The organism is Sphingomonas sp. ID1715, assembly GCF_013044515.1.
Classification (GTDB): domain Bacteria; phylum Pseudomonadota; class Alphaproteobacteria; order Sphingomonadales; family Sphingomonadaceae; genus Sphingomonas_B.
Genome location: NZ_JABEPR010000003.1, coordinates 222018 through 235203, shown reverse-complemented (window position 1 = coordinate 235203; position 13186 = coordinate 222018). Strand labels below are relative to the sequence as shown.

Sequence of the window (13186 nt, the reverse complement as noted above, 5' to 3'; positions counted from 1 at the left end):
GGAGCGACTTATCTCAAGTCAAGCCGGTCAGAAAGGCTTCAGCACCACCAGAAACACGATGATCACGATGGCGAGCGCCGGCACTTCGTTCAGCATGCGCAGCTGCCGCGAGGTCCAGCGCGCCTCGCCCAGCGCCAGCCGCTTTGAATAGGCCACCGCCCAGCCGTGAAAGCCCGACAGGAACAGCACGAACAGCAATTTCACGTGCAGCCATTCGAAGGACCACCAGTCGCCGGAGCTGGCGAGCAGCAGGCCCAGGACCCAGGTGACGCCGATCGAGGGCGTCAGGATCATCTTGCGGAGCTTGGCCTCGCGCTCGACCCATTCCTTCGCCTCGGCCGGGCGGGCGAGCGCCCCCTGATGGTGGACGAGATAGCGCGGGAAGATAAACAGCCCCGCCATCCAGAAGATCACGAAGACGATGTGCGCGGCCTTGATCCAGTCATAGGCGACGCCCAGCATTCCCGCCATCAGCCCGCGCTCCGCACCCGTTGCAGCAGCTGCTCGACATGCGCGATGGGCGTATCGGGCAGGATGCCGTGTCCGAGATTGAAGATGTGCGGCCTCTCCCGGAACGCGTCAAGAATCCGGTCCGCCGCCTGGTCGAGCGCGGTGCCACCCGCGATCAGCGCCAGCGGGTCGAGATTGCCCTGGACCGGGATGTGTGCCGGCAGCGAGGCATGCGCCCATTCGGGATCGACCGTCTCGTCAAGACCGATGGCGTTGACTCCCGTCTCGCGCGCATAGGCGGGCAGCTTGCCGCCCGAGCCTTTCGGGAAGCCGATAATCGGCGTGTCGGGGTGGCGCTGCTTCAGGGCTGCCGCCAGACGGGCGGTGGGCGCGATCACCCATTGCTCATATTGCGCGGGCGACAGGCTGCCCGCCCAGCTGTCGAACAATTGCACGGCGTGGACGCCCGCTTCGATCTGCTTCGAGAGATAATCGAACGTCGCCGACTCGATCGCAGCGATGATAGCTCCAAAGGCTGACGGATCACGATAGGCGTAGCGACGCGCTTCTGCCTGCTCGCGGCTGCCCTCACCGGCCGCCATATAGGTGGCGACGGTCCAGGGACTGCCGGCAAAGCCCAGAAAAGTCGTCTCCGGCGGCAGTTCGGCAGCCACGCGGCGGACCGTTCCATAGACCGGCCCCAGCCGCTCTGGCGCGGCCTGCAGACCGTCCAGCGCCGCGTCGACCAGCGCGGGCGACAATCTGGGGCCTTCGCCCGCCAAAAACTCAAGCTTCTGACCAAGCGCGTGGGGAATGACGAGAATGTCGGAAAACAGGATCGCGCCGTCGAAACCGAAGCGGCGGATCGGCTGTAGCGTAACGTCCGCAGCGGCCGCGCTGTCGTTCACCAGCTCGAGAAAGCCGCCCTTCTCCGCCCGCAACGCGCGATATTCGGGCAGGTAGCGGCCAGCCTGGCGCATGAGCCAAACAGGCGTCGGATCGCGCCGTTCACCGCGAAGCACGCTCAGCAAGGGACGATTCATCTCTTCATTTCTCTTAGATTCAAAAAGGATGATGGAGATAGTAGGCGTGCCGGAGGCGGGGACTTAGGGATTTCCGCGCCAGCCGCCAACAATTTGACTCTGCAGGAATCGCGAAAGGTTCCCGAGTCGCGCACGAACTCCCCGCTATCCACAGGAGGTTCATGGTTTTTTCCTGCTGTGGACGGTCATGTGGGGCGAGAAATCGGGTGCGGGCGCGGTTTGTCGTCCGGCGAGCTTCCGCTTGCCTGTCCGGGCGCTTTTCCACAGGGATGTTCGCGTGACGACACGGCTGCATCTTCATCTTCTGTCGGACTCGACCGGCGAGACGCTCGAAATGATCGCCAAGGCAGCGATCGCACAATTCGAAGGCGTCGAGACGATCAAGCATTTCTGGCCGATGATCCGCTCCGGCGCCAATCTTGAGCGGATTCTCGAAGAAATCGCGCAGAATCCAGGCCTGGTGCTCTTCACCCTCGTCAACGCCGACACGCGGAGGACGCTGGAACAGCGGTGTCACGCGCTTGGCTTGCCCATCGTTGCGCCAATGGATCCGGTCACCAATGCTCTGTCGAACATGCTTGGGCAAACGGCACTGGCTAAGCCCGGTCGTCAGCATGCACTGGATGCGGCCTATTTCGATCGAGTCGAGGCGATCCAATTCACCATCGCCCATGACGACGGCATTGGCTGGGAAAATTGGGAAGAAGCGGACATTGTGCTCGCCGGCATTTCCCGCACTTCGAAAACGCCGACGTCCATCTATCTCGCCAATCGCGGCTACAAGGTCGCGAATATTCCGCTGGTGATCGAATCCCCGCCGCCCAAAAGCCTATTCAGTCTCAAGCATCCGCTCGTCGTCGGATTGACCACCAGCGTCGACCGGCTGGTGCAGGTGCGGCGCAATCGGCTGCTGTCGCTCAATCAGGCACCCGAGACCGACTATGTCGATCAGGAAGCAGTCACGCGAGAGGTGGCCTTTGCGCGCCGGATGTTCGCCGACAATGGATGGCCCGTGATCGACGTCACGCGCCGATCGATCGAGGAGACGGCGGCGGCGATCATCAACCTGTGCAACGAACGGCGCCAATGCGCCTGATCCTCGCTTCCCAATCGACCGGCCGCAGCGAGATGCTCCGTGCTGCCGGTGTGCCGTTCGAAGCAGTATCGCCCGGCGTCGATGAAGAAGCCGCCAAGGCAAGCTTGCGCGGCGAGGGGCTGAAGGCACGGGAACTCGCCGACGCGCTTGCCGAACTCAAGGCTCTGAAGCTTTCCGCCAAACACCCGGGCGCCCTGGTGCTCGGCTGCGACTCGGTCGTAGAGCTGCAGGACGGGCGGATGCTCGACAAGGCGGGAGCGCGGGAAGAAGCGGCGGAGCATCTGCGCCAACTCTCCGGGCGCCGCCATTATCTCTACAGCGCGGCTGTGATCGCCGAGGCCGGGCGGCCTATCTGGCGCTTTGTCGATCGGGCGACGATGCATGTCCGCCCTCTCTCCGACGCGTTCATCGCTGCGTATCTGGATCGCGAATGGGAGCAGGCGCGCTGGTGTGTCGGCGTCTATCGGGTAGAGGGTCCCGGCGCGCAGCTCTTCAATCGGATCGAGGGCAGCCACTTCACGGTGATCGGCCTGCCCCTGCTGCCCCTGCTCGATTATCTCCGCACCCGTGAAGTCCTGACGTCATGAGCCGCCCCTATGCCGAAGTGATCGGCGACCCGATCGCCCACTCCAAATCGCCGCTCATCCATCGCTTCTGGCTCGATAGGCTGAAGATCGAGGCCGATTATCGCGCTACTCATGTCGCGGCGGATGCCCTCGGCGTCTATTTCGACGAGCGCCGCCGCGATCGCGACTGGCGCGGTTGCAATATCACTGTGCCGCACAAGGAGGCGGCGCTCATGCACGTTCCTGATCCGGGCGGCATCCGGCAGACGATCGGCGCAATCAATACCGTGTTCCGGGATGAGACGGGAGAGCTTGCCGGGACCAATACGGATGCAGCGGGCTTCTGGTCACCGATTTCCGCCCTCGATCTCAGGGACAAGCCGGTCGCCGTGGTCGGCGCCGGAGGTGCCGCACGCGCCGTGCTGTTCGCGCTCGCCCGGGTCGGCGTCGGCGAAGTGACAATCCTGAACCGCACGCCGCTGAAAGGCGCCGGGCTGCTCGCCGGGTTCGGCCTCAAGGGCAAGGTGCTACCGCTGGACGGGCCGCTGCCGCCGGCCGCTTTGCTCGTCAATGCCAGCACGCTCGGCATGACGGGCCAGCCACCGCTTCACCTCGATTTGGGTCCGCTGCCCGACGACGCGATCGTCTACGATATTGTCTATTCGCCGCTGCAGACCGGGTTGCTGCAGGACGCCGACGCACGCGGGCTCGATACCATCGATGGACTAGAGATGCTGATCGGTCAGGCGGCGCTCGCCTTTGAACTCTTCTTCGACGCCGAGCCGCCACGCCAGCATGACGACGAACTTCGCGAGCTGCTGGCCCGATGAAGATCCTTGGCCTCACCGGCTCCATTGGCATGGGCAAGTCGACGGTTGCCGGGATGTTCGAGGAAGCCGGCGTCCCCGTGTTCGACGCGGACGCGGCGGTGCACGCGCTGCAGGGGCCGGGCGGAGCGCTGGTCGAGCGGATCGAGGCGGAGTTTCCCGGCACCACCGGTGCGGCTGGCGTGGACCGCGGCCAGCTCGGCCAGCGGGTACTTGGCGACAAGGCGGCGCTCGCCCGGCTCGAGGCGATCGTCCACCCGGCGGTTGCCGAAATGCGGAAGGCGTTTCTCGAACAGCATAAGGATGCGCCGCTGATCGTGTTCGACATCCCGCTGCTGTTCGAAAAGGGCGGCGCCGGCGGACTCGACGCCGTGGCGGTGGTATCGGCTCCGGCCGAAGTCCAGCGGGCACGGGTGCTGGCCCGTCCCGGCATGACGCCGGAAAAATTCGCGTACATCCTCGGCCTGCAGATGCCCGACGCGGAAAAGCGCCAGCGTGCCGATCACGTCATCGACACCGGCGTGTCGCACGAGGAGACGCGGGTGCAGGTGCGGCAACTGATCGCTTGTCTGTTGGACCGCAAAGAGCGATAGCCGTAAGGGCAATGCGCGAAATCGTTTTCGACACTGAAACCACTGGCATCCAGGTCTCCGAAGGTCATCGCATGGTCGAAATCGGCTGTGTGGAGATGGTCAACCGCGTCGAGACCGGCCGGGTGTTCCATGCCTATTTCAACCCGGAGCGCTCGATGCCGCCGGAGGCGCAGGCGGTGCATGGCCTCTCCGAGACTTTCCTGTCCGCCCAGCCGCTGTTCCGCGATGTGTGCGAGGAGCTGCTCGATTTCATCGAGGACAGTCCGCTCGTCGCGCACAATGCGGCGTTCGATTTCGCTTTCCTGAACTTCGAGCTTGGTGAGTGCGGGCGGCTGCACATCCCACGTTCGCGGATGATCGACACGCTGGCGCTCTCCCGCACCAAGCATCCGGGGGCAAAACACAGTCTCGATGCGTTGTGCGTCCGCTATGGCGTCGATCGCAGCCACAGGGTGAAGCACGGCGCGCTGCTCGATGCGCAGCTGCTCGCCCAATGCTATGTCGAGCTGACCGGCGGGCGGCAGATCGGCCTGTCGTTGCACGAGGCGCCGAGCGCCGCCGAAGCCGTCCGGCAGGACGCGATCGCATACGATATCACTCGCCCGGTGCGAGCCCCGCGCCCGCATGCGGCATCTGCCGCCGAGCTGGAGCGGCACGCGCGATTCCTGGCACAGCTGACCGATCCGGTCTGGGACTTGGGAACGGCCAAGGCTGCCTGAGGTTTGTCTGTTCGAGCAAACGGAGGAGGCTTCACATGGACGTGCGCGTATCGGGTCATCAGGTGGATGTCGGCGAGGCGCTGCGGGAGCATGCCTCCACCCGGGTGCAGGCACTGTCCGACAAATATGATGCGCGCGCCGTTTCATCGACCGTAACCCTGGGCAAGGGTCCGCACGATCACCGCTTCGACTGCGAGATCATCATCTATGTGCCGAACGGCGTCGTCCTGAAGGGCAGCAGCCGGGCACTGGAAGCGCAGCCTGCGTTCGAAGACGCGCTTGCGAAGATCGAGAAGCAGATGCGCCGATACATGCGCAGGCTTCGCGACCGGCACGGTCAGGGCGCGGCGCAGGAAGCGGCGTTCGACGCTGCGGGCTACACCGTCTTCAGCCTGCCGGAAGCGGACGAGGAAGAGGATCTTCCGGATAATCCGCCCATCATCGCCGAGACGCGCGTCGACGTGCCGGATGCTAGCGTGTCGGACGCGGTGATGATGCTCGATCTGCGCAACACCAACGCGCTGCTGTTCAAGAACAGCGCGACCGGCAATTTCAACATGGTCTACCGACGCGGCGACGGCACGATCGGATGGGTCGAACCTCAGCGCGCCTGAGGCTGGGCCTTTACAAGCACGGCGCGCGCGTTAAGGGGCGCGCGCCACATCGGACCTCCTTTTCGCATGGACTTCACTCAGTTTCTGGACGGGGACGCGGTGCTCGCGGACCTGTCCACCGCCAATAAGAAGGCGCTGTTTCAGGCGCTTGCCCAGCATGCGGAACGCGTGATGGGCCTGCCGGCGCGCGAGGTGCTCGAGCGGTTGAACGAGCGCGAGCGGCTCGGCACCACCGGCTTTGGCGGCGGCGTCGCGATTCCGCATGGGCGCCTCCCCGGCCTCGATCGTATCCGCGCCGCGTTCGTGCGCCTGGAAAAGCCGATCGATTATGGCGCGATCGACGATCTGCCGGTCGATCTCGTCTTCATGATGCTCTCACCTGAGGAATCCGGGGCCGAGCATCTGAAGGCGCTGGCGCAGGTCAGCCGCCGGCTGCGTGACCGTGGGTTCGTCGCGAAGCTACGGGGCGCCGGTTCGCCCGATGCCCTCTTCGCGCTGTTCGCGAGCGCCGAAACGCGCGATGCCGCCTGAGTCGGGCGCCCAGGCTCATTTCCGCGCGCTCGAGTCGCTTTACGCTGCCGCGCCGATCAACCAGATCTTCCCGTCCCGACTGGAGATACCCGAAGAGGGCGTGGCCCGGATCACCTTCGACGTCGGCGAACCCTTTCACCATGCTGCGGGAGCGGTGCATGGGACCAGCTATTTCAAGATGCTGGACGATGCCGCCTTCTACGCCGCGAACAGCAAGGTCACCGATCGCTTTCTGCTGACGACGGGGTTCAACCTGCTCTTCACCCGGCCGATGGTCACCGGGCCCGTGGTGGCGGAGGGGCGCTGGGTCAGTGGCCAACGCCGCGTGTTCGTCGCTGAGGCGCGGCTGATCGGTCCGGACGGCGAGGAGGCGGCGCGCGGCACCGGCACCTTCATGCGCTCGCGCATTCCGCTCTCGTCGCTGAAGGGCTATTCGGCGCCGGAGCGATGACTCCGCGCCTCACTTCCCGGATGACCATCGATGCGCTGTTCCGGCGCGTGCAGGCCGCGGGGGGCTTCGCCGCGGTGCTGGCGCGCGGCGATGAAATGGCGGGGGCGATCCTGCTCCGTTGCCTCGAGCGCGGCGTGTTCAGATCGTTGCTGGAACGGACGGCTGCTATCGATGGCACGTACCGCTGGACGCCCTGCGGACCTCAAGATGTTGAGTCCGAATCGGAACGCCAATCCTACATACAGCGGCGGCGCGACCGGGACCCAGATTTGTGGCTGATTGAACTGGACATCCCGCAGGCTGAACGGTTCGCCGCTGAATCGGCTGCGTAACGTTGACGCATTAACGTTTGCTGCTGAAGGGGGTGTCAACACCAACGCGCCAGATCGCCGTCGGTCGGGGTCACCGGCACGAGCGATAGCGCAGTCGGGGGGAAGATCAGCAGGAAGCGCGGTCGTTTTGCGCACCTGAGGTCGATCGACTCACCGCCCTGTACGAATGAAATATGGTCGCCATCTACCGCGCCGCGAGCCTCGCGGCTGTGACTTTCTGCACTGCCTTTGGGGTCGCCGCTGCCGCCCCGTCCTTCGCTGAGACCGTCAACGACGCCGTTTCCAGCGTTACCAACGAACAGATTCTCCCGCCGGTTCCGTCGGTCGAGCCGCTTCCCACCGCTCCGAACCTCGAGAGCGCTCCCGAAGCCAGCCCTGCTCCCGCTCCGGTCCGTGCGGCGCCCAAGCCCGCCAGCCTCAATCACCTGGTCGACCTGCAGACCATGCCGGACAAGCTCGATCGCGAGACCGAATGCTTGGCCGCATCCGTCTATTTCGAATCCAAGACCGAGCCGCTGGAAGGCCAGCTCGCGGTCGCCGAAGTGATCATCAATCGCGCCAAGTCCGGCCGTTTCGCGTCGTCGATCTGCGGCGTCGTGTTCCAGAAGGGCCAGTTCTCCTTCGTTCGCGGCAACGGTTTTCCCCCGATCGCGCGCAATGGCTATGCCTGGCGCGAGGCGGTGGCCATCGCCCAGATCGCGCTTGCCGACCAGTGGGACAGCCGCGCGTCCAAGGCGCTGTTCTTCCATGCCAGCCGCGTCTCGCCGGGCTGGAACAAGGTGCGCGTCGCCCAGCTCGGCAATCACGTTTTCTATCGCTGAGCCGCTAGGCAGCGTTCCTGTCATGTTCTAGAAGGGCGGGGTGGCAAGCCATCCCGCCCTTTTGCCGTCTGCGATGACCGCCGCCGACGTGGCGCGCGGCGTCTCGCGGCTGCTGCTGCGCCACGATTATGTGGCCTTGTGCGAAGTGCCGCTCGCGAATGGCCGCCGCGCCGACCTGATGGCCGTCGATCCGAAAGGGCGCATCCTGATCGTCGAGATCAAGGTCTCGCGCGCCGACCTGCTCGGCGACGGCAAGTGGCGCGACTATCTCGATTTCTGCGACCGCTTTTTCTGGGCGGTCCCGCAAGGGTTCGGGCTCGATCTCTTCGAAAACGAAGCCTTTTCACCCGATCTTGCCGGCTTAATCGTCGCCGATCGCTATGACGCCGCCATCGCGCGTGAAGCGGCGGAGCGGTTGGTGCCAGCGCCGCGCCGCAAGTCGGCGACGCTCGACTTCGGCCGCCGCGCCGCCCGGCGCCTGCTCGGTCACCTCGACCCGGACTGTGAGCTGCTGGGCTAGGTTCCGTACTCGATCACCAGATCAAGCGTGATTGCCTCTCCGGGCGACCCCTCCGGGGCGGGGCGTCTTTTGGCCTGTGGAGGGCGTCGCTCGATCGGTCACGATGTGGAACATCGCTCCCTCCTCGTTCCTACCCACAGGCCAAAGCTCGACCCGTCACGCCGACCTGGTGATCGAGTACGGACCCTAGGCTATTTCGGCCCGGCGATCCCGCGCTTCGCCACCGGCTTCGTCTCGTCGATCAGCTTCACGATCATCTCGGAGCGACCGTCCCGCACCGCATAGTCGCGCGCCGACATGCCGCTCGCCAGGTCGCGCTTGGCGGGATCGGCGCCTTCGGTCAGCAGCAGCCGCGTCATCGCGACGTCCCGCTTCTGCACGGCGATGATCAGCGGCGTCTCGCCCAGACGGTTGGTAGCGTTGATCTGAGCGCCCTTCGCCAGCAGCAGGCGCGCCGCGTCTAGATTGCTGACCCGTGCGGCCACCATCAACGGCGTGTTCCCGTCATTGTCCTTGAGATCGACGCGCGCGCCCTTCTGCATCAGGAAGCCGACCCAGGCGAGGTCGCGATCCTTGACCGCCATATGGATCGCGCGCTCGCCGGTCGCGCCATCGGGCGTGTCGATCAGGGTCGGACCGCCCTTGTTCAGCAATTCGATCGCCTTCGCCCCGTTGCGATCCTTGACCGCCTTCAGGAAATTATAGCTGTCGGAGAATTGCGCGGCCGCCGGCGCGGCGACCGCCAGCAGCGCAAGGGCGAGAAAAGCACGTCGAAACGTCACGGGTTCATCCACCTGCACTTGATCCTGGCCGGTTAGCACAGCATTTCTGCTCGTGCGATGAACTTCCGCCCATTTCTGCTCGGTCTCGCGCTCGCCCTCGGCGCGTGTGGTCCCTCGGCCCAGACCGAGCCGCCGCTCGCCGGCGCTCGGATCGGCGGTCCGTTCGCGCTCGTCGACCAGGACGGGCGCGCAGTCACCGATCGCACCTATGTCGGCCGCTATCGGCTCATGTATTTCGGCTACACCTATTGTCCCGATGTCTGCCCGGTCGATCTTCAGAAGCTGATGGCGGGCTATGCCAGCCTCGAAAAGTCGGATCCGCAGGTCGCCGCCCGCATCGCGCCGATCTTCATCAGCGTCGATCCCCAGCGCGACAAACCGCCGGTGCTGAAGCAATATGTTTCGGCCTTTCACCCGAAGCTGATCGGCCTGACCGGGTCGCCTGATCAGATCGCCGCCACGGCCAAGACCTTCGCGGTCATCTACTCGAAAGAAGAGCGGCCCGGCATGACCGGCTATCTGATGAACCACAGCCGGATCGCCTATCTGTTCGGCCCGGACGGCAAGCCGATCGCCATCATCCCCCATGATGCGAAGCCAGACGCCATAGCGGCCGAACTGAAGCGATGGGTGCGGTGAGCAACCGCTTCTGGGAAGACACGCCGCTTGAGGCACTGGACCGCGCGCAGTGGGAGGCCCTGTGCGATGGCTGCGGCAAATGCTGCGTCCACAAGCTCGAAGACGAAGTGACGGGCGAGCTTTTTCCCACCAATGTCGCCTGCAAGCTGCTCGACCGGCGCAGCGGCCGCTGTTCCGATTACCGGCACCGCCGCGCCTATGTACCGGAATGTGTCAGGTTGACGCCAAAGCTCGCGGCGACCCTGGAATGGTTGCCCGGCACCTGCGCCTACAAGCTGCGGGCCGAGGGCAAGCCGCTGCCCGACTGGCATCCGCTCAACAGCGGCGATCCGGAATCGGTGCATGCGGCGGGAATGTCGGTGCGCGGCTGGACCATCTCCGAGTTGGAAGCGGGCGAGCTTGAGGATCATATTCTCGACGCCTGAGCCGCGCTTCGCCGGCAAGCCGCTGACCGTTGTCCGCCACGGGAGCGCGCGGCGCATGCGCCTGCGCGTCGATCCCCGCGACGGCAGCGTGCGGCTGACCCTCCCCCGGCGGGCTTCCCTGCGCCATGCCTTTGCCTGGGTGGAGGAGCAGCGCGCCTGGGTCGAGGACCAACTCGCCCGGCGGGATGCCGGGACACGGCTCACTCCGGGCATGACATTGGAAGTGGCCGGCAAGGCGCTGACACTGGCTGCGGCTGAACCGGGCCGCCGCATCGTGAGGCAGGACGGCGATCGGCTTCTGATTCCTGGCGACGCCGACCTGTTCGAGGCGCGCGCCGTTCGCTGGCTGAAGGCGGAAGCCAAGCGCGTTCTGGAGGTCGAGACCCGCCTCTTGGCCGAAAAGGCAGGCGTGTCGGTTGCCCGTGTCTCCGTGGGCGACACGCGCTCGCGCTGGGGCAGCTGCTCCGCCAGTGGCGACATCCGCTATAGCTGGCGGCTGATCCTGGCGCCCGACTTCGTGCGACGGTCGACGGTCGCGCACGAAGTGGCGCACCGCGTGCACATGAACCACGGTCCTGCCTTCAAGGCGCTCGAACGAATGTTGCTCGGCGAAAGTCCGTCAGCCGCCCGCGCCTGGCTGCGCGCGAACGGCGTCAGGCTTCACGGATACGGCCGCTCCTGAGGTGGCGGCTCGCGGCCGCGGTCGCGCGGCTCCGGCTCTTCCTCTCGCGGATCGCGCGGCGGCTGTCCGCGGCCGAGCGCACGATCGTAGAATTGCTCATCCAGTTGCTCTTCGCCCTCGCCCGGTTGCGGCTCGTCGAACGGCCGCTCCTCAGGGCCGACCGGGTTGCCGGCTTCGTCGACCAGCTGCGGCGTTTCCGCCTGGCCGTAATAGGCTTCCGCATCGGGTTCGAGCTGCCATTCGGGCAAGGTGACCTTGGTCTCGAACTGCTCGACGGGCCGCTTGGCCGTCGCCACCCGCATGAAGGCAGCAAAGGCGCGGGCGGGCGCGGTGCCGCCCTGCAACCCCGGCACCGGCCGGGAATCGTCGCGGCCCATCCACACGCCGGTGGTTAGCCCACTCGAAAAGCCGATGAACCAGCCATCCTTGTTGCTGCTGGTCGTCCCCGTCTTGCCTGCGACCGGCCGCCCGATATTCGCCGCGCGACCCGTGCCGGCCGAGACCGCGCTTTGCATCAGATCGGTCATCTCCGCAGCCACCCAGGGCGCCACCAGCACCCGTGAGGTATCACTTTCATGGCGGTAGAGCACGCGGCCACCGGTGCTCGTCACCTTGGTGATGCCATAGGGGACGACCGCAATGCCCTTGGACGCAACCGATGCGAAAGCACGCGTCATGTCGATCAGCCGCACGTCCGACGTGCCGAGCACCATCGAGGGATGCGTGTTGATCGGCGTGGTGATGCCGAACCGGCGCGCCATGTCGGCGATCGTCGTCGTGCCGACATCCTGGCCGATCTTCGCGGCGATCGTGTTCACCGAATAAGTGAAAGCCGTGCGCAGGTTGATGGAGCCGGTATAGCGTCCGTTGCTGTTGCGCGGGCTCCAGCCGCCGACATTGACCGGCTCGTCCGTGACCATGTCGTCGGGTTTGTAGCCGGCCTCCAGCGCCGACAGATAGACGAACAGCTTGAACGCCGAACCCGGCTGCCGCGTCGCCTGCGTCGCCCGGTTGTAGATCGACGTGACATAATCTTTGCCGCCGATCATCGCCCGCACGGCACCGTCGCGGTCGAGCGAGACCAGCGCGCCCTGCGCATTGCCGGGAGCATTGGCACGGACCGCCGCCTGCGCCGCCTTTTGCATGCCGGGATCCAGCGTGGTCCACACGTCCAGCGGCTCAACCGTTTCGTCGATCAGCGTTTCGAGCTGCGGCAGAGCCCAGTCGGTGAAGTAGCGGACGCTGTTCTCGTTAGCGTCTTCGTTCAGCCGCACCTTCACCTTCTCGGCATTGGTCGCCTCGGCCATGGTGATGACGCCGTTTTCGACCATCGAGTTCAGCACGACCGTCGAGCGTCCGATCGCAGCCTCCGCGTCCGCGGTCGGCGAATAACGGGATGGTGCCTTAACCAGACCGGCGATCACCGCTGCTTCGGCAAGGCTCAGTTTGTCGCCGCCATGGCCGAAGAAGCGCCGCGAGGCTGCGTCGATGCCGTAGGAGCCGCCGCCGAAATAGACCTTGTTCAGATAGAGCTCGAGGATCTGGTCCTTGCTGAACTTGCGCTCCATGGCGAGCGCGAGCAGCCATTCCCTCGCCTTGCGGCCGAAGGTGCGGGTGTTGGTCAGGAAGACGTTGCGGGCCAGCTGCTGGGTGATGGTGGAACCGCCCTGCGCCCAATGGCCGCGCTGCAGGCGCACCTTGACCGAACGGGCAATGCCAATCGGATCGACGCCCAGATGCGAGCGGAAGCGCTTGTCTTCCACCGACACCATTGCGTCCTTCATGACCTGCGGGATCTCGTCATAGCTCAGCCATTCGCCATAGCTGGGCCCGAGCGAGACGAGCACGGTGCCGTCCGCGGCATGAACGCGGATCATCTGCCCGTTGGGCGAGGAGCGCAGCTCCGAATAGGTCGGCAGTGTCGAGACCTGTAGATAGACCGCAACCACCAGCGCTACCAAGGTCACGAGCGCGCCAGCGCCGCCGACGATCAGCAGTTTCCTGAAGATGGTGGCGGCTTTCGAAGGCGGGGCCTTGCGCTGCGGAGCTTTGCTGGGTCGCGGTGAGGCCATCGGGATGATGGCGGTCTAATGAC

The 13186-nt window shown here is 65.4% G+C and carries 18 protein-coding genes; 14 read left to right on the top strand and 4 right to left on the bottom strand.

The window, feature by feature from the left end:
* Positions 1 to 27: 27 nt before the first annotated feature.
* Together HJG53_RS10240 and hemE are read right to left on the bottom strand one after the other, a co-directional pair.
* Positions 28 to 471 carry a CopD family protein gene (locus HJG53_RS10240; RefSeq protein WP_171130190.1) on the bottom strand — a complete coding sequence of 148 codons (444 nt, stop codon included), beginning with the start codon at positions 469 to 471 and terminating at the stop codon, positions 28 to 30.
* Positions 471 to 1493: a uroporphyrinogen decarboxylase gene (gene hemE / locus HJG53_RS10235; protein WP_171130187.1), complete on the bottom strand. Its 1023-nt coding sequence runs from the start codon at positions 1491 to 1493 to the stop codon at positions 471 to 473. The genes HJG53_RS10240 and hemE overlap by 1 nt, the downstream gene beginning before the upstream one ends.
* A 277-nt stretch (positions 1494 to 1770) precedes the next feature.
* Here hemE and HJG53_RS10230 point away from each other — a divergent pair, with 277 nt between their 5' ends.
* The 11 genes from HJG53_RS10230 to HJG53_RS10180 all read left to right on the top strand — a co-directional run bounded on the left by HJG53_RS10230 (position 1771) and on the right by HJG53_RS10180 (position 8563).
* Positions 1771 to 2589, top strand: coding sequence for a pyruvate, water dikinase regulatory protein (locus HJG53_RS10230; protein WP_368039560.1), 819 nt, complete (start codon positions 1771 to 1773; stop codon positions 2587 to 2589).
* Positions 2580 to 3176 carry a nucleoside triphosphate pyrophosphatase gene (locus HJG53_RS10225; RefSeq protein WP_171130183.1) on the top strand — a complete coding sequence of 199 codons (597 nt, stop codon included), beginning with the start codon at positions 2580 to 2582 and terminating at the stop codon, positions 3174 to 3176. The genes HJG53_RS10230 and HJG53_RS10225 overlap by 10 nt, the downstream gene beginning before the upstream one ends.
* Positions 3173 to 3985, top strand: coding sequence for a shikimate dehydrogenase (locus tag HJG53_RS10220; RefSeq protein WP_171130181.1), 813 nt, complete (start codon positions 3173 to 3175; stop codon positions 3983 to 3985). The genes HJG53_RS10225 and HJG53_RS10220 overlap by 4 nt, the downstream gene beginning before the upstream one ends.
* Positions 3982 to 4575 (top strand): dephospho-CoA kinase, encoded by a 594-nt coding sequence (gene coaE, locus HJG53_RS10215; RefSeq protein WP_171130180.1) that lies wholly within the window; start codon positions 3982 to 3984, stop codon positions 4573 to 4575. Before HJG53_RS10220 ends, coaE begins: the two co-directional genes overlap by 4 nt.
* Before the next feature lie 11 nt (positions 4576 to 4586).
* On the top strand, positions 4587 to 5294 hold the full coding sequence (gene dnaQ / locus HJG53_RS10210) for a DNA polymerase III subunit epsilon (protein ID WP_171130178.1): 708 nt from the start codon (positions 4587 to 4589) through the stop codon (positions 5292 to 5294).
* Positions 5295 to 5329: 35 nt separating this feature from the next.
* The gene (gene raiA, locus HJG53_RS10205) at positions 5330 to 5908 is read left to right on the top strand and encodes a ribosome-associated translation inhibitor RaiA (protein ID WP_171130176.1); all 579 of its coding nucleotides are present in this window, start codon (positions 5330 to 5332) and stop codon (positions 5906 to 5908) included.
* A gap of 66 nt (positions 5909 to 5974) precedes the next feature.
* A complete protein-coding gene (locus tag HJG53_RS10200) occupies positions 5975 to 6439 on the top strand; it encodes a PTS sugar transporter subunit IIA (protein WP_171130174.1) in 465 nt (154 codons plus the stop codon).
* Positions 6429 to 6890: a PaaI family thioesterase gene (locus HJG53_RS10195; protein WP_171130172.1), complete on the top strand. Its 462-nt coding sequence runs from the start codon at positions 6429 to 6431 to the stop codon at positions 6888 to 6890. The genes HJG53_RS10200 and HJG53_RS10195 overlap by 11 nt, the downstream gene beginning before the upstream one ends.
* A gap of 20 nt (positions 6891 to 6910) precedes the next feature.
* Positions 6911 to 7222 carry a DUF1491 family protein gene (locus HJG53_RS10190; protein ID WP_254447677.1) on the top strand — a complete coding sequence of 104 codons (312 nt, stop codon included), beginning with the start codon at positions 6911 to 6913 and terminating at the stop codon, positions 7220 to 7222.
* A gap of 173 nt (positions 7223 to 7395) precedes the next feature.
* Entirely contained in the window at positions 7396 to 8043 is a 648-nt protein-coding gene (locus HJG53_RS10185) for a cell wall hydrolase (RefSeq protein WP_171130168.1), read from the top strand.
* Between the two features lie 73 nt (positions 8044 to 8116).
* On the top strand, positions 8117 to 8563 hold the full coding sequence (locus HJG53_RS10180) for an MmcB family DNA repair protein (protein WP_171130166.1): 447 nt from the start codon (positions 8117 to 8119) through the stop codon (positions 8561 to 8563).
* A gap of 191 nt (positions 8564 to 8754) precedes the next feature.
* On the opposite strand, the gene HJG53_RS10175 is transcribed toward HJG53_RS10180, so the two are convergent.
* The gene (locus HJG53_RS10175) at positions 8755 to 9345 is read right to left on the bottom strand and encodes an ankyrin repeat domain-containing protein (protein WP_368039559.1); all 591 of its coding nucleotides are present in this window, start codon (positions 9343 to 9345) and stop codon (positions 8755 to 8757) included.
* 57 nt (positions 9346 to 9402) lie between these two features.
* Here HJG53_RS10175 and HJG53_RS10170 point away from each other — a divergent pair, with 57 nt between their 5' ends.
* Genes HJG53_RS10170 through HJG53_RS10160 form a run of 3 tightly spaced genes read left to right on the top strand, consistent with a single transcriptional unit; the run spans position 9403 to position 11091 of the window.
* Positions 9403 to 9984 (top strand): SCO family protein, encoded by a 582-nt coding sequence (locus HJG53_RS10170; protein WP_171130162.1) that lies wholly within the window; start codon positions 9403 to 9405, stop codon positions 9982 to 9984.
* A complete protein-coding gene (locus HJG53_RS10165; RefSeq protein WP_171130161.1) occupies positions 9972 to 10409 on the top strand; it encodes a YcgN family cysteine cluster protein in 438 nt (145 codons plus the stop codon). Before HJG53_RS10170 ends, HJG53_RS10165 begins: the two co-directional genes overlap by 13 nt.
* Positions 10384 to 11091 carry a M48 family metallopeptidase gene (locus tag HJG53_RS10160; RefSeq protein ID WP_254447676.1) on the top strand — a complete coding sequence of 236 codons (708 nt, stop codon included), beginning with the start codon at positions 10384 to 10386 and terminating at the stop codon, positions 11089 to 11091. Before HJG53_RS10165 ends, HJG53_RS10160 begins: the two co-directional genes overlap by 26 nt.
* Here HJG53_RS10160 and HJG53_RS10155 read toward each other — a convergent pair.
* Entirely contained in the window at positions 11070 to 13163 is a 2094-nt protein-coding gene (locus HJG53_RS10155) for a transglycosylase domain-containing protein (protein WP_171130158.1), read from the bottom strand. The two genes, HJG53_RS10160 and HJG53_RS10155, sit on opposite strands and share 22 nt — an antisense overlap.
* Between the last annotated feature and the right edge of the window lie 23 nt (positions 13164 to 13186).